General features: G+C 38.2%; 28 protein-coding genes. 16 read left to right on the forward strand and 12 right to left on the reverse strand.

Features of this window, described 5'->3' with window-relative positions; translation table 11 throughout:
• The first annotated feature begins 37 nt into the window (after positions 1-37).
• The 11 genes from CRO15_RS04865 to CRO15_RS04915 all read left to right on the forward strand — a co-directional run bounded on the left by CRO15_RS04865 (position 38) and on the right by CRO15_RS04915 (position 10,861).
• On the forward strand, positions 38-2,101 hold the full coding sequence (locus CRO15_RS04865; protein ID WP_097044626.1) for a hydantoinase/oxoprolinase family protein: 2,064 nt from the start codon (positions 38-40) through the stop codon (positions 2,099-2,101).
• Positions 2,102-2,103: 2 nt separating this feature from the next.
• Positions 2,104-3,765 (forward strand): hydantoinase B/oxoprolinase family protein, encoded by a 1,662-nt coding sequence (locus CRO15_RS04870; protein WP_097044627.1) that lies wholly within the window; start codon positions 2,104-2,106, stop codon positions 3,763-3,765.
• Between the two features lies 1 nt (position 3,766).
• Entirely contained in the window at positions 3,767-4,564 is a 798-nt protein-coding gene (locus CRO15_RS04875; protein ID WP_097044628.1) for an aspartate/glutamate racemase family protein, read from the forward strand.
• Positions 4,564-4,887, forward strand: a complete 324-nt coding sequence (locus tag CRO15_RS04880) for a cupin domain-containing protein (RefSeq protein WP_097044629.1) — start codon at positions 4,564-4,566, stop codon at positions 4,885-4,887. Before CRO15_RS04875 ends, CRO15_RS04880 begins: the two co-directional genes overlap by 1 nt.
• A gap of 4 nt (positions 4,888-4,891) precedes the next feature.
• Entirely contained in the window at positions 4,892-6,091 is a 1,200-nt protein-coding gene (locus tag CRO15_RS04885) for a cytosine permease (protein WP_097044630.1), read from the forward strand.
• Positions 6,092-6,093: 2 nt separating this feature from the next.
• The gene (locus CRO15_RS04890; protein WP_097044631.1) at positions 6,094-7,176 is read left to right on the forward strand and encodes a DUF917 domain-containing protein; all 1,083 of its coding nucleotides are present in this window, start codon (positions 6,094-6,096) and stop codon (positions 7,174-7,176) included.
• A 4-nt stretch (positions 7,177-7,180) separates the two neighbouring features.
• Positions 7,181-8,764, forward strand: coding sequence for a hydantoinase/oxoprolinase N-terminal domain-containing protein (locus CRO15_RS04895; protein ID WP_097044632.1), 1,584 nt, complete (start codon positions 7,181-7,183; stop codon positions 8,762-8,764).
• Between the two features lie 106 nt (positions 8,765-8,870).
• A complete protein-coding gene (locus tag CRO15_RS04900; RefSeq protein ID WP_097044633.1) occupies positions 8,871-9,311 on the forward strand; it encodes a molybdenum cofactor biosynthesis protein MoaE in 441 nt (146 codons plus the stop codon).
• Positions 9,312-9,314: 3 nt separating this feature from the next.
• Entirely contained in the window at positions 9,315-9,743 is a 429-nt protein-coding gene (moaC, locus tag CRO15_RS04905) for a cyclic pyranopterin monophosphate synthase MoaC (RefSeq protein ID WP_097044634.1), read from the forward strand.
• Positions 9,744-9,873: 130 nt separating this feature from the next.
• Positions 9,874-10,371 (forward strand): hypothetical protein, encoded by a 498-nt coding sequence (locus CRO15_RS04910; protein WP_133067204.1) that lies wholly within the window; start codon positions 9,874-9,876, stop codon positions 10,369-10,371.
• A complete protein-coding gene (locus CRO15_RS04915) occupies positions 10,361-10,861 on the forward strand; it encodes a nuclear transport factor 2 family protein (protein ID WP_097044636.1) in 501 nt (166 codons plus the stop codon). The genes CRO15_RS04910 and CRO15_RS04915 overlap by 11 nt, the downstream gene beginning before the upstream one ends.
• 6 nt (positions 10,862-10,867) lie before the next feature.
• Here CRO15_RS04915 and CRO15_RS04920 read toward each other — a convergent pair whose 3' ends face one another.
• The 4 genes from CRO15_RS04920 to CRO15_RS04935 all read right to left on the reverse strand — a co-directional run bounded on the left by CRO15_RS04920 (position 10,868) and on the right by CRO15_RS04935 (position 15,240).
• On the reverse strand, positions 10,868-11,563 hold the full coding sequence (locus CRO15_RS04920) for a tetratricopeptide repeat protein (RefSeq protein ID WP_097044637.1): 696 nt from the start codon (positions 11,561-11,563) through the stop codon (positions 10,868-10,870).
• 99 nt (positions 11,564-11,662) lie between these two features.
• Complete coding sequence (locus CRO15_RS04925) at positions 11,663-12,037, reverse strand: hypothetical protein (protein WP_097044638.1); 375 nt, start codon at positions 12,035-12,037, stop codon at positions 11,663-11,665.
• A 121-nt stretch (positions 12,038-12,158) separates the two neighbouring features.
• On the reverse strand, positions 12,159-12,968 hold the full coding sequence (locus CRO15_RS04930) for an SDR family oxidoreductase (protein ID WP_097044639.1): 810 nt from the start codon (positions 12,966-12,968) through the stop codon (positions 12,159-12,161).
• On the reverse strand, positions 12,961-15,240 hold the full coding sequence (locus CRO15_RS04935) for a M28 family peptidase (RefSeq protein WP_097044640.1): 2,280 nt from the start codon (positions 15,238-15,240) through the stop codon (positions 12,961-12,963). The genes CRO15_RS04930 and CRO15_RS04935 overlap by 8 nt, the downstream gene beginning before the upstream one ends.
• A gap of 121 nt (positions 15,241-15,361) precedes the next feature.
• Between CRO15_RS04935 and CRO15_RS04940 the strand changes: the two genes are divergently transcribed.
• A complete protein-coding gene (locus CRO15_RS04940) occupies positions 15,362-15,835 on the forward strand; it encodes a CBS domain-containing protein (RefSeq protein WP_097044641.1) in 474 nt (157 codons plus the stop codon).
• Positions 15,836-15,840: 5 nt separating this feature from the next.
• On the opposite strand, the gene CRO15_RS04945 is transcribed toward CRO15_RS04940, so the two are convergent.
• Both CRO15_RS04945 and CRO15_RS04950 read right to left on the reverse strand, forming a co-directional pair.
• Positions 15,841-16,194 carry a DUF2116 family Zn-ribbon domain-containing protein gene (locus tag CRO15_RS04945; RefSeq protein ID WP_097044642.1) on the reverse strand — a complete coding sequence of 118 codons (354 nt, stop codon included), beginning with the start codon at positions 16,192-16,194 and terminating at the stop codon, positions 15,841-15,843.
• Positions 16,195-16,203: 9 nt separating this feature from the next.
• Complete coding sequence (locus CRO15_RS04950) at positions 16,204-16,776, reverse strand: pentapeptide repeat-containing protein (RefSeq protein ID WP_097044643.1); 573 nt, start codon at positions 16,774-16,776, stop codon at positions 16,204-16,206.
• A gap of 134 nt (positions 16,777-16,910) precedes the next feature.
• Between CRO15_RS04950 and CRO15_RS04955 the strand changes: the two genes are divergently transcribed.
• Positions 16,911-17,660 (forward strand): SDR family NAD(P)-dependent oxidoreductase, encoded by a 750-nt coding sequence (locus CRO15_RS04955; protein ID WP_097044855.1) that lies wholly within the window; start codon positions 16,911-16,913, stop codon positions 17,658-17,660.
• A gap of 39 nt (positions 17,661-17,699) precedes the next feature.
• Complete coding sequence (locus CRO15_RS04960; RefSeq protein WP_097044644.1) at positions 17,700-18,281, forward strand: TetR/AcrR family transcriptional regulator; 582 nt, start codon at positions 17,700-17,702, stop codon at positions 18,279-18,281.
• Position 18,282: 1 nt separating this feature from the next.
• Here CRO15_RS04960 and CRO15_RS04965 read toward each other — a convergent pair whose 3' ends face one another.
• Entirely contained in the window at positions 18,283-18,984 is a 702-nt protein-coding gene (locus tag CRO15_RS04965; protein ID WP_097044645.1) for an SIMPL domain-containing protein, read from the reverse strand.
• A 94-nt stretch (positions 18,985-19,078) separates the two neighbouring features.
• Between CRO15_RS04965 and CRO15_RS04970 the strand changes: the two genes are divergently transcribed.
• The gene (locus CRO15_RS04970) at positions 19,079-20,215 is read left to right on the forward strand and encodes a glycerate kinase (protein WP_097044646.1); all 1,137 of its coding nucleotides are present in this window, start codon (positions 19,079-19,081) and stop codon (positions 20,213-20,215) included.
• A 29-nt stretch (positions 20,216-20,244) separates the two neighbouring features.
• Here the strand turns inward: CRO15_RS04970 and CRO15_RS04975 are convergent, their stop codons facing one another.
• The 5 genes from CRO15_RS04975 to CRO15_RS04995 all read right to left on the reverse strand — a co-directional run bounded on the left by CRO15_RS04975 (position 20,245) and on the right by CRO15_RS04995 (position 22,770).
• The gene (locus tag CRO15_RS04975) at positions 20,245-20,478 is read right to left on the reverse strand and encodes a GNAT family N-acetyltransferase (protein WP_097044647.1); all 234 of its coding nucleotides are present in this window, start codon (positions 20,476-20,478) and stop codon (positions 20,245-20,247) included.
• Between the two features lie 72 nt (positions 20,479-20,550).
• Positions 20,551-20,877, reverse strand: a complete 327-nt coding sequence (locus CRO15_RS04980) for a hypothetical protein (RefSeq protein WP_097044648.1) — start codon at positions 20,875-20,877, stop codon at positions 20,551-20,553.
• Positions 20,878-20,960: 83 nt separating this feature from the next.
• Positions 20,961-21,212: an Ada metal-binding domain-containing protein gene (locus CRO15_RS04985; RefSeq protein ID WP_097044649.1), complete on the reverse strand. Its 252-nt coding sequence runs from the start codon at positions 21,210-21,212 to the stop codon at positions 20,961-20,963.
• Positions 21,213-21,215: 3 nt separating this feature from the next.
• Positions 21,216-21,929, reverse strand: coding sequence for a 2OG-Fe(II) oxygenase (locus CRO15_RS04990; RefSeq protein ID WP_097044650.1), 714 nt, complete (start codon positions 21,927-21,929; stop codon positions 21,216-21,218).
• Position 21,930: 1 nt separating this feature from the next.
• Positions 21,931-22,770, reverse strand: a complete 840-nt coding sequence (locus tag CRO15_RS04995; RefSeq protein WP_097044651.1) for a methylated-DNA--[protein]-cysteine S-methyltransferase — start codon at positions 22,768-22,770, stop codon at positions 21,931-21,933.
• Positions 22,771-22,887: 117 nt separating this feature from the next.
• Between CRO15_RS04995 and CRO15_RS05000 the strand changes: the two genes are divergently transcribed.
• Complete coding sequence (locus CRO15_RS05000; RefSeq protein ID WP_097044652.1) at positions 22,888-23,643, forward strand: LytTR family DNA-binding domain-containing protein; 756 nt, start codon at positions 22,888-22,890, stop codon at positions 23,641-23,643.

Here is a 23,643-nt window from a genome sequence, read left to right on the forward strand (position 1 = left end):
CCATTAGTGGCTTTCTTTAAAATTTATTAATAATATTATGAGAGTCGCAACAGATATAGGCGGGACTTTTACGGACTTGGTATGCTTAGAGTTTGATGCAAAAACAGGCAAGCCAATAGGAGTAAAAGTTGCAAAATCGGATACTACACCTTCTAATTTTGAGCAAGGTATACTGGATACCATAGAAAAAGGAAATGTAGATTTAAAAGAGATAGAATTCTTTGCTCATGGTACCACGGTGGTCATCAATGCACTTACAGAACGCAAGGGGTCAAAAACTGCCCTGATAACCACAAAGGGATTTAGAGATGTGCTAGAAATTGCTCGCTGCAATAGACCTGACCTGTTCAACTTCAATTTTGTGAAACAACCTCCTTTTGTGCCACGACATTTGAGGTTTGAAGTAGAAGAACGGATGAATTACAAAGGCGAAGTAATCAAAGAGCTAAATATGGCGACTTCAAAGGCCATTCTAAAAACCTGTAAGGAAGAAAACGTTGAGTCCATTGCGGTTTGCCTCTTGCACGCTTATAAAAACCCTGAACACGAAATTCAGCTTGTTGAAGAATTGTTGAAGCTCGATAAGAGCATAGAAATTATTGCATCACATCAGGTAACTAGAGAATGGCGTGAATATGAACGAACTAGCTCAACGGTACTATCGGGTTATGTCCTTCCGATAGCCAAAAAATACCTGAACCAGCTTAAAGACAAATTAAGACAAAAGGGATTGCAAGACCCTCCTTACATTATGCAATCTAATGGAGGCATTACAACCTTGAATGATGTAAAGAGCAATCCGATTACCATGGTAGAATCAGGTCCTGCAAGTGGTGTTTTTGGAGCTATTGCTCTGGGGAAAGTAATTGGCAAAAAGAACTTGATTGTTTTGGACATTGGCGGAACCACAGCAAAATGCGCCTTAGTAGAAAATGGACAGGTAAAAATAACTACCAATTATAAAATTGAGCATTCAAGGACAGAGGCGGGTTATCCAATTCAAACACCGGTAATAGATATTGTTGAGATTGGTAATGGAGGAGGAAGCATAGCTTGGATAGATGAAGGAGGTAAAATGCATGTTGGCCCTAAGAGCTCCGGAGCTCAACCGGGACCTGCTGCTTACGGACGTGGCGGAAAAAATCTGACCACTACCGATGCCAACATTATTACCGGACGGATTCATCCCCACTATTTTTTGGGAGGAGAATTGGAACCCGACTACCCAAGTATTGAAAAAGCTTCCAAAGCTTTATGCGAGAAACTTAACACTTCAAAAGAAGACATTGCCAAGGGGATACTTAGAATCGCCAATTCCAATATGGTGAATGCGCTAAAACTCATTTCGGTAAACAAAGGCTACGATCCTCGAGATTTTACTATGGTGGTCATTGGAGGAGGTGGGTCAATGCACGGTGCCGACCTGGCCAGGGAGCTTCAGGTATCCGAATTGATTGTGCCTCCGCACGCTGGGGTATTTTCTGCCTTCGGAATGTTGATGTCAGATATTAGAAGGGACTTCATAAGGACCAATGTGATTACCTTAGAACCGGAGCAACGGACCACAATACAATCCACCTTTGCAGAAATGGAAAGTGAAGCCATCAAGAACTTCAAATCGGATGGTTATACCAAGGAGGACATTAAATTCACTTACTATACCGATTTACGTTATGCCGGTCAAGAACACTATGTTAAAGTATTGTTGTCCAATTTTGATGACACTACTCCTTTAGAAATCATAATTCAACATTTTCATAAAGAACATAAAAAGCATTATTCCTTCGAACTTGATGCCTCAGTGGAGTTAGTAAACTTTCATTTAGTGGCCCAAGTGGTGGTTGATAAACCTGATTTTCCAAAGTTGGAAAAAACGGGTAAAAAAGTTGAAGATGCGCACTTTGATACTAGAGATGTAGATTTTGATGATTTGGGAATTCAACAAACAGCCTTCTATCATAGAAATCTCTTAGAACCCAAAATGAAAATTAAAGGACCTGCGGTAATTGCCGAAAAAGCCACAACTACCCTAGTCACTCCTTTGCACATAGTTAATGTTGATGAGTATGGCAACTTGATCCTAACCTTACAAAAAGCCTAGCTATGGAAAAATTTACCTTAGAAATCATACAGGATGCATTGGTAGCCGCTGGTGATGAGATGTTTCAAACCTTGCAACGCACCAGCATGAGCCCCATTATATATGAATCATTGGATTATGCCGTGGGCATTACAGATGCCAAAGGAGAACTACTTGCCCAAGGTAATGGGGTAACCGCATTTTTGGCAGCTCTGGATTCTGTGGTAAGAGCCACTTTGGATAAGTTCAATGGAGAAAATGCTTTGCGAGAAGGAGATGTGGTCATAGCCAATACACCCTATGCCGGAGGAGGAACCCATCTTTCGGATGTTTCAGTAATATATCCTGTTTTTTACAAAAATGAACTGGTTGCATTTACTGTCAACAAAGCACATTGGACTGAATTGGGAGGAACCTTTCCGGGTTCGGTCTCTACTGTTGCTACAGAAATTTATCAAGAAGGATTACACTTCCCATTCATAAAAGTGAGAGAAAAAGGTAAAATCAATGAAGCGATTGCCGACCTGATAAAATCAAACGTACGATTACCTGACAGTACTCTTGGTGATCTTTATGCAGGTATTGCGGCATCAGAGGTGGGTGCGAAAAGGGTCATTTCAATCATTGAAAAGTATGGTTTGGAAACATTTATTAAAGCCAAAGAAGATTTCCTCGATTATGGGGAGCGCATGTGCATTGAGGCTCTAAAGAAAATCCCAAATGGTGTTTACGAAGGAACAACCGAAGTTGAAGACAATGGTTTTGGTGAGGGTCCATTTCCCATCAAAGCCAAAATTACCGTAACGGATAATCAGTTTATAGCCGATTTTAATGGTTCGCACCCACAGGTAAAAGGAGCTACCAATCTAGCTTTTAGTGGTTTGGTTACCGGCTGTAGAAGCCTTTTTAAAGCCATAACCACTCCACGCATGGATGCCAACGGTGGTGCATTTAGGCCTATGAAGGTCATTTGTGAGCCCGGAACTATTGTTAGTGCTGAGGCACCTTCTGCAGTATCAGTTTATTATGAGGTTTTGATAACTTCAATAGATTTAATCTGGAAGATTTTGGCACCAATGATTCCAGATAAATTGCCTGCTGGGCATTTGCGTTCCGTTTGTGCGACCTTCATTTCGGGGATGCACCCTGACACTGGGCAGTTTTATATCCAGGCGGAACCTTTGGCCGGTGGTTGGGGAGCTTCCTCTACCCATGATGGAAACCGTGGGCAACTTTCCTGTGGTAGCGGTGAATCTTACAACATTCCCATAGAAATCCGCGAAATGCGCTATGGTATTCAGGTTGAACAGTATGCTTTTCATAATGAAGGAGGTGGGTATGGTGAATTTCAAGGAGGCAATGGACAGTATGTCGATTATAAAATTGTTTCTGATGGAGCTCATGTTACAGCTGCGTTTTTGGGTGAAAAAACTAAAACCTGGGGTATGAATGGTGGGCATGATGGGTCCTATAATTATTTCATGATCATCAGAAAAAATGGAACGAAAGAGAGACATAGCCTTGGGACAAATATTGCTCTGGAAAAAGGAGACATAGTTAGATGCGTGACTGCAACTGGGGGAGGTTATGGAAACCCCGAAAATCGCCCAGAGAAGAAAGTTCTCTTGGATGTGAAAAATGGCTATATCACTAAAAAAGAAGCAAAGGAATTCTATAATATCTGATATGGAAGATGTAATAAAAATTATGTATCTGAACCCCATTGGCTTTAATGCTTACGATTCATTTTTTGCCGAGATGATCAAGGAGAATAAGTTCTCTAATACTGAAGTACACGTCACCTCGTTGCAATCAACCGTAGGTCAAATGGATAATCTTGAATATAGAACTTACAATGCAATCGTTGCTTCTGACATGATCAAAGCTATAAGACAAGCTTCAATTGAAGGCTTTGATGCTATGATCATTGGTTGTTTTTACGACCCTTGTTTATTGGATGCAAGAGAAATTTCTGGCGATATGGTGGTAGTTGCCCCTTGCCAATCGTCAATAGAGGTTGCCTTAAAACTATCTAATAGATTTTCTGTAATCATTGGACAAAAAAAATGGGAACATGAAATGCATACCACTATTAAAGAATATGGTTACGGGGAACATTTGGCATCTTTCCGTGATGTTGGTATGAATGTCTGTGAATTTCAAAAGAATCATAAAATTACCGCCAACAATCTTTTCAAAGCAGCCGAAAGAGCAGTGAACGAGGATTTTGCTGAATCTATCATATTAGGATGTACTTGTGAATTTGGTTTCTTTAATGAAATTCAGGAAAGGCTTAAAGTGCCCGTTATAGATCCTTCTTTAGCTGCTTTAAAACAAGCGGAGCAAGCGGCCATTCTTAAAAAACGATATGGTTGGAAACCTTCAACAAAGTGGAGTTGTGAACCTCCTTCTGAACAGGATATGGAACAATTTGGATTGTTTATGGAACCCTATCAATTTGGCAATCGAATCATAGTGAACTAATGGTAGTTAAAAGAATTACATATCCATTGCCAAAAGAGCATTACAACAAATCTCTTTTTCAAATTCAAAAAGAGCAGACTGCGTTTCAAATGGGAACTGTTTTCTTAAAAAAAGGGACCAGAATACCAGAAATTGGGTTTACAAGGCATCCAAGCTATGAAATTTCCATTATTCAAAAAGGAAAAATTGAAATGCTCCATGAAAATGGTTCGATCAAAGGTTATTTGAAATCTGGAGATGTAGTTTATCTGGAAGCGTTTGAAGCTCAGGCAGGAAATGTTTTAGAGGACACTAACCTCATTTACATCTTAATTAAGGCATAGGCATATGGAAAATAATCATGCTAACACAAGATGGTATAGTCTGGCCGGTATTTGGTTCGGAGGAATTGTTAGTGTGCCAGCATTACTCATAGGAAGTTCTTTGATAAGTGCACTAAGTTTCAGCACTTCTATTTGGGCAGGTCTTATTGGTTTCAGCTTTGTGGTGCTCTTTATGTCCTTGCTGAGTATGGCTGCTGTGGAAAGAAGAAAAGCAACGGTAGCATTGGCTTCGAGCAGTTTTGGGGAGAATGGAGCCAAGGTTATCGTAGCTCTGGTCATTGGTCTATCTACTTTGGGATGGTTCGGAATTCAGAGTAATATTGCTGGAGCGTCCTTTTCAAAAATATTACTAGAAATGGGTGGTCCAGACATCCCCATTTGGGCAACATCCATTTTTTGGGGTATCATCATGGTTCTTACGGCAGTTTTTGGGTTTAAATACCTGAAATGGCTCAATTATGTGGCCGTTCCAGCCATTGTTTTGTTATTGGTTTACGGTTTGTTTATTACTTTTAAAACCCATGGTTTTCAAGAAATACTGAATTTTAAACCAGAGGGTAGCATGCCTTTTTCGCAAGCTATAGGACTCACCATTGGTTTTATCTCTGTTGGTGGGGTAATTTCACCGGACTACAATCGTTTTGCTGCAACTAAAAAGGATGCTGTTTTGGGTTCCATCTTCGGGATCATTCCTTCTGCGTTATGCTTGTTAGCCATTGGAGCAATTTTGGCCATTACCCAAGGAACATATGACATTGTTGAGATATTTTCAGGCTTGGGATTTCCATTTTTTGCAATGTCGATTCTTATTCTTGCTACATGGACTTCCAACGTTATGAATATCTATTCCTCAGGATTGGCCTTTAATGACCTTTTTAAGTTACGGGAAACTTCCCGGTCTAAAACCACTTTACTGGTAGGAATTGCAGGTATATTGCTTGCTGCGGTTGGAATTTTATCCCACTTTATGAGCTTTATTACATTGCTCACCATCACAATTACCCCAATAGCCGGGGTTATGATATCTGATTATTACATTGCCAAAACATACCAACAGGAAGCCGCCAAAGTAAACTGGAAAGGAATAATTTCTTGGGGAACCGGGGTGGTAGTTATGTTGATTATGGACTCCTCAATTAAAAATATTTTGGGTATTGTGATTGCGGCAATAATCTATTATATCCTTAAAAAAATCTTGAAATAGGTATGCGAAAAATTGGAACAAAAGACATTGAATATATAGCTATGGGGTCAACTGTTCTAGGGACCGGGGGCGGAGGTGATCCCTATATTGGAAAACTTTTGGTGAAACAGGCTATAAACACTTATGGTGAAGCATCCCTTGTTAATGCGGAAGATTTGGAAGATGATGCGCTGATAGTTCCCATAGCAGCTTTTGGAGCGCCCATGATACTTGTGGAAAAGCTTTTTTCTGGAAATGAATTCATGAAAGCTTTTGAAATGATGGAAGAATATTTGGGAAAAAAAATAGATGCCGTTATGCCAGCCGAAGCGGGTGGGCTCAATGGGGTAATTCCATTTGCAGTAGCTGCTGAAAAGAATATCCCTATAGTAGATGCCGATGGCATGGGGAGAGCATTTCCCCGTTTGGAAATGGTCACTTTCACCTTACACAATATTCCTGTTTCACCAATAGCGCAAGCCGATGAAAAAGGGAATAGAAACATATACCACACCATTGATAATGTATGGGGAGAAACGCTTGTAGGGGCAACAACAATTCAAATGGGTGGCAGCTGTGCCATTGGATGTTATCCCATGAGTGGTAAACAAGTCAAGAAAGCTGCGGTACATGGTATTGTTACCTATGCGCAAAAGCTTGGAGAAGCCATCCTAGATTCAAAAGATAAAAATCTTAGTCCTCTTACTTCTTTAATCAAAGAAGCTTCGGCCATTAAACTTTTTACTGGGAAAATCAGCAAAGTAACCATAAAAACGGAAGGGAGATGGAACAAGGGTATTTGTGAAATTATGGGATTGGATGAAAATCAAGGAAACTTCATGGATTTGGATTTTCAAAATGAGTTTTTAATGGCGAAAAAAGATGGTCGTCCCATGGCTATTACACCAGACTTGATAGTACTTATTGATGCGGAAAACGCACAGCCCATAACAGCAGAATCTGTACAATATGGCACACGTGTAGTGGTTTTGGGCATGAAAGCCGATGTGCAATGGAGAACACCGGAAGGTATTGCATTGGGAGGTCCTCAAAAATTCGGCTATAAAGAAAAATTTATTCCCATTGAGGAATTGAACAAAAATTAAACATATGTATTACAAAATAGGTGTTGATGTAGGGGGTACCAATACAGATGCTGTACTGGTATCGCATACCAATGAAATATTGGCCAAAACCAAGCAGACTACTACATTAGATGTGAGCAGTGGTATAAGAAATGCCATTAATGTAGTCATTTCCGAAGTAGATGTCCCTAAGGAAGATATCAAGTACATTATGCTGGGTACAACACATTGCACCAATGCCCTAGTGGAAAGAAAAGAACTGAACAGCATCGGAGCTATTAGAATTGGTCTTCCTGCAAGTGTTTCCATACCAACGATGGCAGATTTTCCAGATGATTTAAAAATACTGTTGGGAGAGCACAATTATATGGTACATGGGGGTTATGAATTTGATGGTCGATTGATAAGTTCATTAAACGAAGAAGAGGTGAAAAAATACCTTTTTGCCATGAAAGGTGAAGTGGAATCTTTAGCAATAACGGGTATTTTTTCCAAGACACTTCCTGATCAAGAATTGCAGGTAGCTGATTGGGCCAAGGAAATTTTGGGAAGTGATGTAAGAACAAGTTGTTCCCACCAACTTGGAGGACTCGGTTTACTGGAAAGGGAAAATGCAGCTATTTTAAATGCTGCACTGCAAAAGGTAGCTTCTAAAATGGTGGATGCCTTTAAAAATACTGTGCATGAGTTGGGACTATCCTCCCAACTATTTATCGGTCAAAATGATGGAACCCTTATGTCACTGGAGCAGGTGCAAGATTACCCGGTACTCACTATCTCTTCTGGTCCTACAAACAGTATTCGTGGAGCGGGAGCACTTTCTAAAGTAGAAAATGGAATCGTAATTGATGTTGGTGGTACTACTTCAGATGGAGGAGTTTTGGTCAACTTTTTCCCAAGGGAAAGTACTCAGGCAGCTCAAATAGGGGGTGTTCTTACCAATTTTAGAATGCCAGATGTTGTTGCTGTTGGAATCGGTGGTGGAACTATTGTTCGTTTTGCTAACAATCAATGTATTCTTGGCCCAGATTCTGTTGGATACCAACTTAAGGAAAAAGCATTGGCTTTTGGAGGTGATACACCAACACTATCCGATTTTTTTATAGCAAATGATGAATTGAAAATAGAAGGGGCAGAAGAACCATCGACCTTGCGTAAGGCAATGGAAAAAAATACTGGTTATACATTTCAAGAAGCCCTAACGGTAGTAAAAAATGAAATTCAATTGGCTATTGAAAAGTTGGTCGATAAACTAAAAACGGATTCAAAAGAAATTCCTGTGATTGCCTGTGGTGGTGGTGCATTTTTGTTGCCCAAAGAAATTAATGGTGCTTCTAGCGTAATTTTTCCAGAACATTTGGAAGTGGCCAACGCATTTGGTGCTTGCATTGCCCAAATAGGTTGTGAAGAGGAAATGGTAATCAACACGCTACAGAATGATGAAAACTCGGCTTTGGAACAACTACTCGAAAGAGTAAAAAAGGAGCTGCTGAAAAACGGGGCCCTTGAAGATAGTATCAATATTCTAGCAAAAGAATCAATACCTCTTGCCTACCTCCCTGGAGCTGTCAAACTAAAAGTTAAGGTTTGTGGGGATTTAATAAGGTAACTTAGTGAATAACATTAGTTGAATATTACATAGTTGTTCCCTTAGGCTGTAAAACCCCCTTTGCCTTTCATTTTTCTTAATTACCTTAGCAAAAATTCACTTTTCAATGGAAAAGAAGAAGAAGAATGTGTTTGTTGAAGGCCCGGTCAGTCCCACTTTTATTGCAGATGCTATAGCTAAACACCAATCTAAGACTCAAATTGGTGCGCATGATATCTTTTTGGGACAGGTGAGAGCAGATGAAATTGATGGAAAGACTGTTGGAGCTATTGAGTACACTGCTTATGAAGAAATGGCGAACCTAAAATTCTATGAAATCAGGGAAAGGACATTTTCAAAATTTGAAATCACCTGTATGCATATTTATCATAGTTTAGGAAAAGTAAATGCAGGAGAGATCTGCCTATTTGTATTTGTTTCATCCCCACATCGCCGCACTGCTTTTGAGGCACTTGAATATGTGGTGGAAGAAATAAAATCACAAGTTCCGGTTTTTGGAAAAGAACTTTTTGAGGATGATTCGTATCAATGGAAAGTAAATACGTAGTAAATGGTTGATATTACACAGAAAGAATCAACTCACAGAACAGCAATTGCACAAGCAGTTGTAAAAGTTAGTTCTCAAAAGACCATTAACGCTATTGAATCCGGCACAGTGCCCAAGGGAGATGTTTTTGCCATGAGCAAGGCTGCGGGATTTTTGGGAGTAAAAAAGACTTCCGACCTTCTTCCAGATTGTCATCCATTGCCTGTTGAATTTTGTGGGATTGATTATGAAATCAACAACCTTGAAATCTTGGTGAAGGTAGAAGTAAAAACATTTTATAAGACCGGAGTGGAAGTTGAAGCCATGCATGGGGCAAGTATAGTTGCCCTTAACATGTATGATATGCTTAAGCCCATTGACAAAGGAGTCGAGATCCACTACATTAAACTTCTAAAAAAAACCGGAGGCAAGTCTGACATCAATAGGGGGTGATTCTTAAATATTGATGAAGCCCATATTTGATCGTAGGCACCTAGAATATGATTGGTCTTTTACGTTTTAAAATGAAGTTAATTGCTTTCACAAATAAAGAGAGCCTTTATTAAAATTTGTACATTCGCTTATGCGAAAATTGTCATGCATTATCATCCTTTTGATGGTTTCTTGGAGCTGTAAGGATAAAGAGAATACCTCTCAAGATGATGGAAATGAAGAGCTTGTCTTCAATTATCAAAAAATGCCTAAAAGGGTTGCTATCAACCCAGAAGCAACTGCTATTGTTAAAGAATGGAAAGAGTTTAATGACCTGACCACGAGCTTTGATGTACTGTATAAAGCCAAGAACAATGAAGATTTGGTTTTGGCAATAGATGATCTCATAGAGAAAGAGGGGCTTTTGGCTAAATCAGAACATCCTACTGTTTTTGATGAATTTCAGATAAAAAGTAGACAACGTGTTGTAAAAACATACTTGTTAAAAGTAAAAGCCAATATCTTGGATAATAGAGAGACTACAGAACCTACTATTAAGATGTTGGAAGCGTATAATGCTTTTCGTAAGCAACTCAATGTGATTGTAAATAGTCAATTGGACAAAAAACTAATTCTGGATGAAGGTTAAGGCACTAAGTTTTGTAATGCTTTTTCTTGCTTTAGGGGCAAAAGGGCAAACCAATGAAAAGGAAAGTATCGATCAATTATTGAATACTTGGCATCAGGCAGCTTCAAATGCTGATTTTGATGCTTATTTCGGTAAAATGACTCAAGATGGGGTGTTTATTGGTACCGATGCCACAGAAAATTGGCAAAACAAGGCATTCAAAGAATTTTCCAAACCCTATTTTGATAGGGGGAAAGCTTGGAGTTTTACCGCTGTAGAGCGGAATATTTATATAAACGAAGCCGGTAACTTTGCTTGGTTTGACGAATTATTGGATACCCAAATGAAACTCTGTAGAGGATCTGGGGTAGTAAAAAAAGAAAATGGGCAATGGAAAATTGCCCATTATGTACTTTCAATTGCAGTACCCAATGAAAATGTTGCTGAACTGATTCAAATGAAAAAAGAAAAAGACAGCTTGTTACTTCTTGAGCTTAAGAAGGAAAAATAATAGTTGTTATTCTTGCCCTTCCTGTTTTTGCTTTCTAGATTCCAATGCCTGTTTGCTAAGACTGGCCAAATTAAAATTTGGGTCAATTTTTAGCGCTTCATCAATAGAGGTAATGGCACTATCAATATTGTTTTTGTCTTTGTTGAAGATAACCAACCCTTTTAAGTGATGAAAAGCTGCTTTTAAGGGAACCTCATACGGTTGTTGTCTTTCATAGAAAGCGTATTTCTGATCATCTTTAGCATTGGCAATACCATATTCTATATTGGTAGAAGCACCATCATTGTCTCCTGTTTGTATTTTAAGATCAGCCAATTCATATGCCAAATACGCAGAAGGGTTTCTTGTAAAGAGCGTTTCAAAATGCTCTAACGCCCTTTTGGGTTGATTGAGAGCTTTTAATGAAACTGCTTTTACCTGCACCGCCAAATCAGAATCATCAGCCTTTTTTTCAATTCCTATAGTGTTCAGGGCCTGAAGGTGCTGACTATTGTTCATATAGACAAAGGCCAGTGTGTCTCTACGTTCTTTAGAAGGTGAAAGCACATTTAAATGGGTCAATGAACTAATGACTCCATTCACATCTCCCTGCAATCGCATTTCATTATAGTAAGCTTTATAATGATCTAAAAGCTCCTTGTTACTCTGTGAAATTCCGTTGAAACCTATAAATAAAAGTATCAACACCGCAATTTTTCTCATTTATCGTGTTTTTTGGTGCGCCAAAACTAAAAAAATTATCGGTACTAAGCTGTTAAAGAATACCATATGAATTAAGAGAAATGTGTTTGACTCTATTTTTTAGAGAGCTAACATGGAGACATCTTCATTGGTATGTTGTTTCAGCAATAGGGCATAAAAAGCCAAACTTTTTACATCCTTCACTAAACATGATTTTAAAAAGGTGTCCAAATCTTTGTAGTAAAGGCTTAAGGGCATGGTAGATACCACCATATTTATGATTTTTGGATCATACTCATGATCGTCCAATACCACATCCATTTTTATTCTTTGTTTTCCGTAGTCTATTTCTACATCCGCAGCATTGTAGTGCTTCCTTAGAATAGATTTATGCAAGTCTTTGAATCTTGAGGTTATGTTTTGTCTTTTGCTACTTTTTGTAATCAAATTCTCCATCTCCATCAAGATTCTTGTAGTTAACCTTGAATCTCCCATGACATTAAATAATTATACTAGTACAAAGGTAAAGACGGGAGTTGTAATCAATTAAAAATCAGTTAATTAATTAACTTAATTTTATCTTAATTGTTGTCAAAACATATTTTGTGATGGTCAACTACGTGACAATTGATGTTTGGAAATAATGTGATTTATCCATAAAATTTTTACTGCGGATGATTTTGTTGTTTTTATGGGATAAACTGCCTAGATAGTTAGGTGCGGGAATACCTCTTCGAATTGCTTCTGTGGTATAATACTCTTTTTTTGTTGGATGCAATGGATAGACACCATTGAATATCTCTCCCCAATAACCTTTTTCAATGATAGTATATATTAAGTGGATACAGTCTTGAAGATGAATAAGGTTTACTGGGTCGTTACCATTGGTAAGATTTTTTCTTTTAGATAACATGGTAACGGGATGTCTCGTTGGGCCTATCAATCCTCCAAAACGTACAATGGTTGTTTGCAAAGTGCTGTCCTGGGTAAGAAGTTGTTCGCATTCCAACAATTGCTTGCCAGATTCTGTAACTGGTATAGGCGGTGTTTCCTCTGTCACGTCTCCACTAATGTTGCCGTACACGGCTGTACTGCTTACAAAGATGATTTTGGAGATCTTACTTTTTTTTACTTGATTATGTAACAGTTTTATTTTTTCTACAAAACTTTCGGTGTTGGCACCTCTGAGCTTTGGTGGAATGTTTATAATCAATACATCAATATTGGATAAGAAGGTTTCAATGTCCCCATGAATTTTTGTTGCGGAAATGGAAATTTCATAGGGGTGTATTTTATCTTTTTTGAGAAGTTTCAATTTCTCCTTGGATGTGGTAGTTCCATGCACCTCATATGTATTGACTACAAAATGTTTAGCTAGGGGAAACCCGAGCCAACCACAACCAAAAACCCCTATTTTTTCATTCAAACCTTAGTGTTTTGATCACTAAAATAGCATCATTTAGCACAAAAGGCATAGGAATACTGTTTTCAGGTCGTTTGGGAACGGTAAATTCGTTGTTGGAGAGCAGATCATTGGAAGATTCATAAAAAGTGAGTTCCAAAATGGAATCCTTTGGAAAACTCAATGCCAATTCAGTATAATCATTATTACTGATATAATGGGTAACCAACTTTTTTCCTCTTTTCTGCAAAAAATTATCGGAAAGAGAAATGTTGTTGACCTTGACAGAATTAAATTTGACAGGATTGGCATAAATATCCAAGCGGTTAACATCTCTTTTGGAAGTGACGCAGAGTTCAATTGATCGATGGTTACCCATAATGGTATCTTTTATTGTGTCGATCCATGGAACCGCAATATTCTTTGTTGGAGCTTTGGCGGTGTAAGTGAACCCAGATCCGTATTTACTGGCAAGAGTTTTATATTCTGTATTATTGGATTTTTCTGTTTTATCTTCCAAAAATTGACCATTCCATTCGATTAACTGATGATCATATGTTGCCCATTGGGCAGAGTTTTTATCAGCATCATATACATATAGCAAGCTACTTGGTTTTGGTCGTTTTTCGTTAAAATTGGATTTGATATGGGCGGCAACACTAAAAACAGCGAATAAGAACATGGTCAAATAAGCCAAACGATTCTTGTTTTTGAACTGTCCAAAAAAGGGAAGAACAAGAACAAACAAAAGAGTGGTGAAAACAGTAGTGGCCACCATCATTTTTAATCCAAGTCCAACTGGAAACATTTTTATAAGTGGAGAATAGATAAAAATTGCGGGAAGTGCCAAAAACAACAATAAAAATGGATTCGGTTCTTTTTGGTTAATAGTCACCATAAGTGCTACCAACATTCCAAAAAGAGGAACAATAAAAAAACTGGCACCTTGCAAGTACACCGCCACAAGGCCACAAATTACTAACCATAAAAAAATGGGTGCAACCAAAAGGTCTGGCAAATCTACTTTTCGGAATTTGTGGTAAAACCAAAAACACACAGCCAGGGAAAACATGGCAAATGACATAATATATAGGTGTCCGTTATAGGTAAATCCATGCAACATGTCATTAAACCAAGGATACCACCATTTAATGGCTGTCCAGCTAAAGTACCCTATTAGGCCATTGATCATCAAGGTTGCGAAAAGAGGGATAAAGCCTTGAAATACACCTTTTGCTGTTAGTTTTTGTTTTTTGAGACCAATAACCAATAAAACTACAAAAGCTAGTAAGGCAATGCCAAACATGGGCCATATCCATTTAAAAGGATAAGAAACCAACCGAAAATATGGGAGGTTAAAATATATGAAGTCATCTGCACTTTTTAAGTTATTTAGGTCGGCATCACTAAAATGATAAAGCAAGGGCATTAAATAACTACCCTGATGCGCCAAAGTATTTTTGTCCAATCTTTCATAGCTGTCCAAGACTGTGTGGTAATCATAGTGGTCATCAATAAAAGCAAAATTGAAACCCTCAATATCCCCATCCTCTCTAAAAACCGTCAAATCTGTATCGTTGGGCAACATCTTATAAATGCTATATGCCAATGAATTAGCGACAGGATACTTTGGATTGGCGTTGGAAAACTCTTCTATTAATTTGGCATTTCCTTTATTAGTCTCAATTAACATATAACTTGGTCCTCCACTACCTCTGGCTTCAAAGTTTAGAACAAGTCCAATTTCCTTTGCCCAAGGATGGTTTTTTACAAAAAGATCCGCTCCATTCAATCCAAGCTCTTCTGCATCTGAAATGAGAATGATAATATCATTTTTAGGAGTTTTATTTTCTGCCAAAAAAGCTCGGATACCTTCTAGAATTGTCGCAACTCCACTTGCGGCATCACTGGCTCCTAATGAAGAATGTGGATTACTATCATAGTGGGATAATAAAAGCAACGCTTTTCCATTGCCAGAGCCTTTTATTCTTGCCAGAATATTTGTGGCCTTGCTTAGATTTGCCCAATCCCCAGCGGTATACCCTTCTTGTGTCGTTGTTTCCAACCCCATTTTTTTTAGCTCAGCAATAACATAGCCTCGAGTGGCCGCATGTCCAGAAAAACCTACCGCATGAGGTTCAATGGAAAGTTTTTTGACATGGGCCAAAGCTCTATCCGTTGAAAATAATTCTGATGGATTTTCAGCATCACCCTTATATGATGGCATTAACGATTTGTAACTCCAATACACTGCTAAAATCAGTAGGAGTAAGGCGAGGGTTCTGGAAAGTTTCATAGTTTAGATGATATGGCATATAAAAGTATGAATTTATGAAAGGTTCGCATATTTAATGCGAAAAACTTAAATAATTCGTTAAAATTTCCTATCTTAATCAATCAACCCAAAAATTAACGGTATGGCAATCAAGAGTTTTCAGGGCGTACGATCTAAGGATGCTTCTAAAAAAGAGTATGATGCCCCCATACTTGTGGAAGATTACATGACGAGGAAATTGGTCACTTTTTCGCCAGAGCAGTCTATTTTGGAAGTGATGGAGGCCTTTGCCAAACATCATATCTCTGGAGGGCCGGTAATGGACAAGAATGGTTTTTTGGTTGGGATTATTTCTGAAGCGGATTGCATGAAGCAAATTTCTGAAAGTAGATACTTTAATCAGCCCATATTGGATAAAAGTGTAGAGCGTTTTATGACTAAAAATGTGCAGACTATTCCACATGATATGAGCATTTTTGATGCTGCCGGTGTTTTTGACAAACATAATAGACGTAGGCTCCCGGTAATGAAGAAAGATATTTTGGTAGGACAGATAAGTAGAAAAGATATAGTGATTGCGGCGCTAAAATTGAGTGCCCAAAATTGGAAGAAATAATCTAATCATTCCCGTTTTACAATCATATACCGGTCATTGTCCAAAGGCAGGTACCCAAGATCATAAAGGAAGTAATATGTACTTCCTTTTTTTGTGGTGTAAAGATTGGTGATATACTCAAAATCGAATCCTTTATCCATCAATCGCATCTTTGTGGTGGTTGTCTTGCCGTCTTTTAAGGGGAAGCTTGCCAGAATCCGATAGTTTTTACGAAGTCTATTGTTGATGTTTCTGACCAAGTTTTTACTGTCCTTGTTCAGTTTGTTGTTATAGGCATTTCTGCAGTGGTCGGAGCAATATTTTTTATCGACTCTGCCAATCAATTTTTCACCACATTCCAAACAGTGTTTCTCGGACATTTCTTCGATTTAGGATAATACAATATCGTGTTTTTTAAGTAAACCGATAAGATTGTCCTTGCTGAACTTGGCTTTTTTCAAGCTATTTTGCTCAGGGTCTATGGTCACATTGAACGAAGTGGAAAAATCCGCCTTTTCAAGATTGGTCTGATAGAAAACAGCCTTTTCCAAGTTGCAATTGGAAAATATGGATTGTGACAGAACAGCTTCTGAAAAATCAGTTTCAGTAACATTGCAGTCCTGAAACATTGTACTTTTCAGTGAGAGTTGGAAGAAGGAACTCAAGGTCAAATTACAGTTTTCAAACTGAAAAGACAGTAAAAAATCGTTGCAATCTTCAAAACGGACACCGACCAATTTCGAATTCTTAAAAAGAACATCTTTAAAGATAGTGTGCTTTATGTTGGCATTGGTAAGGTCACAATCCACAAATTCACACTCCATAAAGTTTTGATTGTCCAAATATCCATTGGAGAAATTGCAGCCGCTAAAAATGCAGTTCTCATATTCCCCTTTTTTTAGGGGCGTCTTGGTGAAGTCTTGACCCTCGAAAGTTTGATCGACTATAAAGGAAGGGTTCATGTATGGTTTTTATGAAGAATAAAGATAAACAAATGTTAAATGTTATCTATTTTGGAACAATCGTTCTATAATTAATTATGTTTGATACGGAATGATTGTTCCAAAATAAAATACAAATAAAAAATCATATCAGAATGAAAAAATTAGAAGGTAAAGTTGCAGTAGTAACCGGAGCAACAAGTGGAATAGGCCTTGAGACCGCAAAAAAATATCTTGAAGAAGGTGCAAAAGTAGTATTGACTGGAAGAAGTCAAGAAAAATTGGATGCGTTAAAAGATGAACTCTTAGGAGAATATCTTTTGATTAAAGCTGAAGCTTCAAGTATTTCCGATAGTGAAGGTTTAATTAAAAGTACAGTAAAATCCTTTGGAAAAATTGATGTTTTGTTTCTGAACGCAGGAGTATTCCGTTTGGAGGGAATCAATGAAATTACTGAAGAAATCTATGATGAGGTCTACAATATTAATGTTAAAGGACCTTTATTTACAGTGAAAACAGCATACAAGTATCTGAATGAAAATGCCAGCATTATTTTTAACACCTCCATAGTCAATGTAAAAGGTTTTGCGGGGATGGCTGCTTATGCATCCAGCAAGGCCGCTTTAAGATCTTTAACCAGAACCTTGGCTGCTGAGTTTGGACCTAGGGGTATTAGGGTGAATGCCATTGCACCTGGCCCTATTGATACTCCAATTTATGGAAAACACAATGTTCCACAAGAAAATGTGGATCAAATGGCATCTGGTCTTCCTTCCATGGTTTCGCTCGGAAGGTTTGGAAAGGCAGAAGAAATAGCATCAACTGCTCTATTTTTGGCCTCTTCGGATGGAAGCTATATTACCGGAGCTGAGATTCCTGTAGATGGTGGCTTGGCTCAAGTATAGTTTTTTGAATAAATTTGGAATAAATATTCCAAAAAGTATATGCCAAGGACAAAACAGTTTAATGAGGAGCAAATATTGATCAAGGCAATGGAACTCTTTTGGGAAAAAGGGTTCCATGCCACTTCAATGCAAGACTTGGTATCACATTTGGGAATCAATCGAGCCAGTCTTTATGATACTTTTGGAGGAAAGGAACAATTGTTCAACAGGGCTTTTGAACATTACAGAAGTATTTCTGGGGATATGCTCAAAATACTTTTCGAGAACGAGAGGAATGTCAAGGCCGGGTTTCAAAAACTCTTTGATAAAGCTATTGAAGAATCGATTGAGGATTCCTGTAGAAAAGGATGTTTTGTGGTAAACACAACAACGGAACTCATTCCAGGTGATGATAAATTACTTCAAGTATTGAATGAAAACAAATTCAATATTGAAACCCTGTTTTCCAATTATATTCAAAAGGGAATAGATAATGGTGAGTTCCCAGCATCTTTTGATGCTGAAAATACGGCATCAATGCTCTTCACATTTTATAATGGACTACGGGTTATTACAAAAGTCAATCCAAACCCCAACAGATTAAAGAGTATGGTTAAAGTAGCATTATCTGTACTAGATTAGACTATTCCGATATTTTGAATTTCACATTGACGGAGGTCTCCACTTTTATTTTTTCAAAATCAATATCTAAAGGCTCCGCTTCGGCCATATCCATAGACATAGCTTTCATTTCCATTCTGGGAGCTTGGTTATATCTCGGATAATAAGGAGTTGAAGTGTCCAAAATATGAATGGCTGATCCCACTTTTTGGCCTAGGGGAGCAGTAAGAGCCTCTGCTTTTTTCTTGGCCTTTTTAACAGCTCTGGATTTTAGTTCCAATTCCAGCTCATCCATTTTGGAATATTCGGTCTTTTCAAGATAAGTATTGGCAATATCCAGTTTCTCCAAAGCCACCATAACTTCTCCAGCCTTTTTGCCAGAGTATACCAAAAGCGAATACTGTTTGCTTTTAAGCACATCCTTTTGTCTTAAAAAGTATTTTTTGAAGTTGCTGCTCAGGTCTTTGATCACCAATTGTTTATCTAGATCAATACCCAAGGCCCTTAAACTTTGGGCCATTTTGTTCTCTTGTTCTTCAACTGACTTCTTGCCTTTTGAATCTTTTTCTTGAATAGTGATGTTGAGATAGATTTTATCAGGGGTTACCAAGGTGTCCACTCTGGCAGATGTCTCTAGATAAGGTGTGTCCAAGAAATTTTTTGATTGTCCCATAGCGGAAGTTAATACACTGAATAAAATAAAAGTAGCAACAATTTTTTTCATCACTGAAGTTTTTTTAAAGGTAAATACTTTGCTGGAGGGTGCAAAACCTGTGCCGTTTTAAATTGACAAAAAAAGAAGTCTTATTTTTAGTAACATGAAGTTTGTATTGGCTCCAGATAAATACAAAGGATCTCTATCAGGGTTACAGTTTTGCGAGGTGGTGGAACAGGGGTTGCGAAGGACGTTTCCCAATGCCGAAATTGCACAAATACCCTTGGCAGATGGAGGTGATGGAACCATGGAAGTGGTACAGTATTATTTAAAAGCCAGTCGGATAAAAACAATTGTCAAGGACCCGCTCTACCGAGATATTGAATCAGGATATCTGTTTTCAAAAGAAAAAGGAATTGCTTTTGTAGAGATGTCCGAAGCCTCTGGCTATAAATTGTTGACCAAAGATGAGCTGAATTGTATGCATACAACAACCTTTGGGACCGGGCAATTGATTGTCCATGCCATGGAACAGGGTGCCAAGCAAGTTGTTTTGGGAATAGGAGGAAGCGCAACCAATGATGTAGGAATGGGAATGGCAGCTGCCCTAGGTTATCGATTTTTGGATGAAAAAGGAAACGAGCTTCTGCCAATAGGGAAAAATCTTAATAGCGTAGCAAAAATTGATTCACAAAAGGTGCTTGCTGGACTCGAGAATATAGAAATTAAGGTCGCTTGTGATGTGAACAACCCACTGCATGGAAAACATGGTGCGGCCTATGTTTATGGACCACAAAAGGGAGCTTCAGCAGATGATATTGTTCATTTGAACCAAGGGCTTAAAAGTTTTGCGAAGATTATCCATGAGCAATTTGGGATAGACGCTCAGAAAATCTCTGGAGCCGGAGCCGCCGGAGGCATGGGAGCAGGAACCAAAGTCTTTTTAAATGCAACATTATTATCTGGAATAGACTTGATTAAAGAAATTGCAAATTTTGATAATACTATCGAGGGTGCAGATTGGATTATCACAGGCGAAGGACAGCTTGACAATCAAACATTATCAGGAAAAACCATTGTTGGGGTTATTCAATCGGCCAAAGCCAGGAACATTCCCGTAGCTGCCTTCTGTGGTTCAATTGATGTTTCTATCGAAGAGATAGAATCCATGGGGCTTCAATACGTAACCTCCATACTAAATGGTGTTGGTAATTTGGAAGATGCCAAGAAAAATACTTCCAAAAATCTGGAAATGGCGAGTTATAATTTTGCGAAGCTTCTAAAACAAAAGCAAGGATAGCTGCAAAGAATTCTATGAATACGACTTGTTCATTTTTTTTTGTCAATAATGACAAAAGGAAGCGCCAAACCATTTTTCTGTTCCGTCAGTACGGTTCTTACATAGGATTCCACTGCTTCTGCTGAAGGTACCGACGTGTACCAAAGCTCCCATAAATTTCTATCGGAAGCAGCTTTCAAAAGTGCTGGGATATGGGATACCTCCAATGGCGCCAGTTTAACCAAATTTCCTTCTAAAACAATAGAGTTTAGCCAAGTTTGCATATTGCATTTCCTTGATTTCAAAGATATGGCTATTGATTTCCAAAAGAAAGCAATTGGTGTTGGGAGAGGCAATTAATTATCTAAAAAGAAAATAGCTTGTGAACCAACAAGAACTACAAAATATCGATTTTTATATCCCGTGTTAATAAGGTCATTGATTACAAACTTCTTCGATACATTTTTATATTCTAAAAGTTCACCACTAGATTTGGAAAAAGTAATCAAGGCAATAGTATCTTTCTCTTTGACCAATTTTAATGCAGTATGTAGTTCATTGGGAGAACTCATATGTTGGGATGTTTCTATCAGTTTTAGTTTTTCAGCCACGGGAAGCTGCCCATAGCCAAATACAGCAACCTGGAATACGATGAAAAAGGAAATAAATGGAATGACCTTCATTGTAAATTATAATTTGGATTTTGACAATGAAGGTTTGAAAAAATCAAAATGAATGGCAATCCGATTCTTGCTACATTTTTGGACTAGGATTCTAGGTTTTCTGTTTTCCAATCCTGATAAGCCTTTCGCATGCAATGTCCGCATGGTCTGTAACCTTCTTTTAGGGCCTCATTCTCGCTACTAAAGAAAACACGGGTTGATTTTTTCATGCGCTTCCCCGATTTGCAATGAAGGGTTCCATAAATTTTCAGTTTTCTATTTCCTGCCCATTTAATTTTTTGGTGCCTCAATGCGTTGAAAAGCTCCAATGGGGTCAACATTTCATGTAGCATCATTTTTTAGGTTGTAGCATCATGAAAAATGACTCCGAGAGTATATCGCTCTCCAGAATGTACCTCACTCACTCCATGCTTCATGGTTACTCTATAATGTCCTTTTTTGCCTAGCAGAGGGCGGTAATTGGTTGTAAAGATCAACATAGATCCTTTTTTGGGACGAAGAACAATTGCCTTTGATTGGGCCCTTGGAACCTGTTGTGTCATTACGAACTCCCCTCCAGTGTAATCTTTTTCAACCTTATTTAAGAACAACACGGCTTGGATGGGAAAGTAAACATCCCCATATAAATCTTGGTGTAGCGTATTGAAGCCTTCTTTTGTATACTTTAATATAAGTGGAGTGGCCAATAGCTGTCCATTTACAACACATTTTTTATGAAGTTCGGATAGACTAGCTGGAAAATTGATGTCAAGTTTCAGATTGCGCATCCATTGATTGGCTACGGGCACTAACTTTGGATATACATGCTCCCTTAGTTTTGAAAGGATATCTGGTAAGGGATATTTAAAATATTTGTAATGCCCTTTACCAAAGCGATACCGTTCCATATCCACATTTTTCCGATAGCGTTCAGGATTTTCGAAACCTTCTATAAATTCTTGACAATCATCAGCGTTCAGAACATTTTCAACTATTGCATACCCTTGTTGATCTAGCGTCTGTTGAGCGTTATTCCAATCAACGTCCTCAAGTTTTTTTAAAATAACATCCATTTTAGTGTACTTGAGCTGCTTCCCATCCAATAATGGCAGTCTTGCGATTATTGTCCCATCGATACCCACCTAAATTTCCTGAGGATTGAATCACTCTGTGACAGGGGATAAGATAAGCAATTGGATTACTGCCTATTGCCGTGCCCACAGCTCTTGAAGCTTTTGGCTTGTCGATTAGTTCAGCAATATTACCGTATGTGGATAATTGGCCTTTGGGGATTTTGAGCAGGGATTCCCAAACCTTTAACTGAAAATCGGTTCCTTTTAAATGTAGTTTTATTTGTGAAATCTGGCTCCAATCATTGGCAAAGACCATAAGGGCATTAACTTGGGTTTGATCTACTCTTTGATGGTACGTTGCTTTTGGAAACTGTTTTTTGAGTTCATAAAGTCCCTTTTCCTCATCATTTGTGAATGCAACATGACATAAGCCTTTTTCCGTTGAGGCTATGACTACCAATCCAAAAGGACTTTGGGCATAGCTGTAATTGATGTTTAGGTTTTCACCTTCATTTTTATATTCCCCTGGAGTCATTCCTTCTATGGAAATAAACAAGTCGTGCAATCTACTGGTACCTGAGAGTCCAGTTTCCATGGCCACATCAAAAAGTGAGGTTTTGCTTTCATCCAGCACCTTTTTTGCATGCTGTACACTGGTGTATTGTAAAAACTTTTTCGGACTTATTCCTGCCCACTCCTTGAACATGCGTTGAAAATGATATGGGCTCAAATGTACCCTTTCTGCTATCTCATCCAAAGAGGGTTGTTCCCTAAAATTGGCTTTGATATGGGCAATGGCCTTGGCAATACGATTGTAATTTATGCTTTCCTGACTTTCCATGACATACATTTTATTTTCCAAAAGTAAAGTCAATTACTTTCGTTGAAAACCCGATTCTTGCTATCTTGACAACAGGTAAAAATGTACTGATAAAATCTTTATCGGCAGCCAAGAAATATGAAAACAAAGAATTTTTTAGCCTTAATAACAACAATTGCGATTGTTCTGGGTTTCTTGATCTATTGGAGGGAATATGCAACCCGTGATCAAGTCACACTCATTCACGTATTGTTATGGCAAACTCTTATATGGACACCTTGGATTTTGATATTTTTAGTTTTCAAAATGCTGGTAGAAAAGGTCAGGAGCATCACCTATGGAAAGGTATTGATTATAACTATAGGGGTTTTGTGGATTGTGCTTCACTTTGGATGGTTCTTTATGATCAGTTCTAACATTAGTCCATATTTGGACCTCCCGGGGTCTAAGTTTGGCGTGTACCGTTACTTTTTTGTATTCTGGACTTTGATTGATTTTGGAATCTTATGGTTTGTAGTGGATAAACTATGGTGGAAAAAAGAAGAAAAAACAAATGCTCCTTTGTTATTTGAACTCACACGTGGTGGAAAAAAACACTTTTGCGAGCCTTCACAGATTCAATGGTTGGCAGCCGAAAATTATTATACCAAATTGTTCACTACTGAAGGTGTGTTTGTCATGCGCAAACCGTTAAAGTCATTTTTGGATGTACTGCCCAGAGACAACTTTAAAAAAATCCATCGATCCACCATAATCAATGTGGACTTTGTGTCTGAACTGGTAAGGGGCACCGGAAGCACCCTAGACGTGGTCATGAAAGATGGTGCCAAACGTAGGGTCAGTAAAAGTTTTGTCAAGGACATCATTCATTTTTTTAAGGACAGGACAAATTAA

The organism is Flagellimonas pacifica, from assembly GCF_900215465.1.
GTDB lineage: Bacteria > Bacteroidota > Bacteroidia > Flavobacteriales > Flavobacteriaceae > Flagellimonas > Flagellimonas pacifica.